The sequence below is a fragment of the Streptomyces sp. NPDC000348 genome (assembly GCF_042898795.1).
Lineage (GTDB): Bacteria > Actinomycetota > Actinomycetes > Streptomycetales > Streptomycetaceae > Streptomyces.
Genome location: NZ_JBIAZD010000015.1, coordinates 124,428 through 126,964, shown reverse-complemented (window position 1 = coordinate 126,964; position 2,537 = coordinate 124,428). Strand labels below are relative to the sequence as shown.

The 2,537-nt window shown below is 73.2% G+C and carries 1 protein-coding gene and 1 pseudogene; both read left to right on the top strand.

Annotated features, from left to right (window positions below):
* Window positions 1-2,006: pseudogene (locus tag ACFY3N_RS26605) on the top strand (hypothetical protein); the annotation flags it as partial.
* A gap of 16 nt (window positions 2,007-2,022) precedes the next feature.
* The gene (locus ACFY3N_RS26600) at window positions 2,023-2,535 is read left to right on the top strand and encodes a YbaB/EbfC family nucleoid-associated protein (protein ID WP_390819255.1); all 513 of its coding nucleotides are present in this window, start codon (window positions 2,023-2,025) and stop codon (window positions 2,533-2,535) included.
* Window positions 2,536-2,537: the final 2 nt, after the last annotated feature.

Below are 2,537 nucleotides of genomic sequence, written 5' to 3'. Positions count from 1 at the left end.
AGGCCAAGGCGGAGGCGGAGAAGGAGAAGGCGGAGGCCAAGGCCGAGCGGGACAAGGAGAAGGCCGAAGCCGAGAAGGAGAAGGCCGAGGCCAAGGCCCTGGCCGAGAAGGAGAAGGCGGAGGCCAAGGCGGAGGCGGAGAAGGAGAAGGCGGAGGCCAAGGCCGAGCGGGACAAGGAGAAGGCCGAAGCCGAGAAGGAGAAGGCCGAGGCCAAGGCGGAGGCGGAGAAGGAGAAGGCGGAGGCCAAGGCCGAACAGGCCGCCGCCAAGGCCGAAGCCGAGAAGGAGAAGGCCGAGGCCAAGGCCGAGCAGGAGAAGGAGAAGGCCGCCGCCAAGGCCGAGCAGGAGGCCGCCAAGGCGGAGGCCGAGAAGGAGAAGGCCGAGGCCAAGGCCGAACAGGCCGCCGCCAAGGAAGAGGCCGCGAAGGAGAAGGCCGAAGCCAAGCAGGCCGCGGCCGAGCAGCAGGCGTTCGCCCTCGCGCAGAACCAGAAGGCGCAGGACGAGGCGAAGAAGGAACGGGAACGGGCCGCGGCCCAGGCCGAAGCCGACCGCGCCGAGGCGAAGGCCGAGCAGGAGGCCGCCAAGGCGGAGGCCGCCGCCGAGAAGGAAGCCGCCAAGCAGGAACAGGCCCAGGCGAAGGCCGAGGCCGAGGCGGAGCAGGAGGCCGCGAAGGCGGAGGCGGAGAAGGAGAAGGCGGAGGCCAAGGCCGAGCAGGAGAAGGAGAAGGCCGAGGCGAAGGCCGAGCAGGAGGCCGCCAAGGCGGAGGCCGAGAAGGAGAAGGCCGAGGCCAAGGCGGAACAGGAGGCCGCGCAGGCCGAGGCCAAGGCCGAACAGGCCGCCGCGAAGGAAGCCGCCAAGCAGGAACAGGCCGACGCGAAGGCCGAGGCGGAGGCCCAGCAGGAGGAGGCCCGCCGCGAGGCCCTCCAGGAGCAGCAGCAGGCCAGGCTGGACGCCCAGAACGCCAAGGCCGAGGCACAGGCCGACTACGAGCAGCAGAAGGCCGAGGCCCGCGCCGAGCGCGACGCCGCCCTCCAGGAGGCCGACCGCCAGGAGGCGGCGGCGCGCCAGGAGTACGAGCAGGAGAAGGCCGAGGCCCAGGAACAGCGCGACCAGGCACGGCAGGACGCCGAGCAGGAACGGGCCGAGGCACGCCGGGAGTACGAGCGCGAGATCGCCAACGGCACCGACGAGGACGTGGCCCGCGAGGAGTACGACCGGCGGATCGCGGAGATCGACGCCGCCGAACGGGAGGCCCTGGAGCGGGCGGACGCCGCCGAGGCCGAGGCCAAGCGCGAGTACGACCAGGCGAAGGCCGACGCCCAGGAGGACCGGGAGGAGGCGCGCACCGAGGCCGAGCAGGCGCGCAAGGACGCCAAGACCGAGTACGACCAGCGGATGCGCGACATCCAGGCCGAGTACGACAGGATCAGCGCCGATCAGAAGGACATCGACGAGCTGATCCGGCAGCGCATCGCCGACCTCCCCGAACCCCCCGACCTCTCCGCCTACAACCCGGGCGGCTCCACGGGCTCGGCGGGCTCCGCCTACTCCTCCGCGTTCAACGACAACCTCTACAACCAGGACGACCTCACCTCGGCGCTCGGCCGTCCGCAGAGCGGCGACGCCCTGACGGGCTCCTCCACCGGCGGCACCGGCACGGGGTCGGGCTCACCGGGGATGTACCCGCCGATGGCGCGCGGCGCGGGCGGCGAGGCCGGCGGCGGCTCCGGGGAGCGCACCAGGACCGTCATCGAGCCCGGGGTCGGCCGCTCCGGCCGGACGGCCGCCGCCGCGCAGACCGTCGACGACGAGGAGCACCGCGTCGTCCCCAGGACCACGCAGACCAGCAGCAGCACACCCTTCATGCCGCCGATGGGACCCATGGGCGGCGCGGGGGACAGGCCGCAGACGGAGAGCGGGGACAGGGAACGGACCACGTGGCTGGCCGAGGACGAGGACGTCTGGGGCACCGACGAGGGCGGCGCGCCGCAGGCCCTGGGACGCTGAAGGGAAGGGGACCGGGATGAGTCAGCCGATGGAGGACCGTGTGGCCCAGGCGATGGCCCACCTCAAGGCGGCGGAGCAGGCCGCGGCCTCGGCACGCGCAGAACTGGACGCGGCGTCGGTCACCGCGCGGTCGGCGGACCGGTCGGTGCGGGTCTCCGTCGGCGCGAAGGGCGAGCTGACCAGCCTGGAGTTCCTCGACGGCAAGTACCGGACCATGGCCGCCGCCCAGCTCTCCGCGGCGGTGCTGGAGGCCGCGAACAAGGCGCGGGCCGAGATGGCCCGCCGGGTCGTCGCCACGCTCGACCCGCTCACCAGGATGACCGCGCGCGGCGCCGCACCGGAACGGATGGGCGTCGACTGGGAGTCCCTCTTCGGCTCGCTGCTCAGCGAGACCTCCGTGGAGAAGGGGCCCACGGCGATGAGCAGGCTCCGCGACGAGATCGTCGAGGACGACGAGGAGTCCGCCGCCCCGCCCAGGGCGGCGCGCACCACGGACGACGGACGACGGGAACGGCAGGAGGGCGCGTAACC

Excerpts from the sequence above, each read along its gene's own strand:
- ACFY3N_RS26600 (WP_390819255.1), top strand. The coding sequence starts at position 2,023 with ATGAGTCAGCCGATGGAGGACCGTGTGGCCCAGGCGATGGCCCACCTC.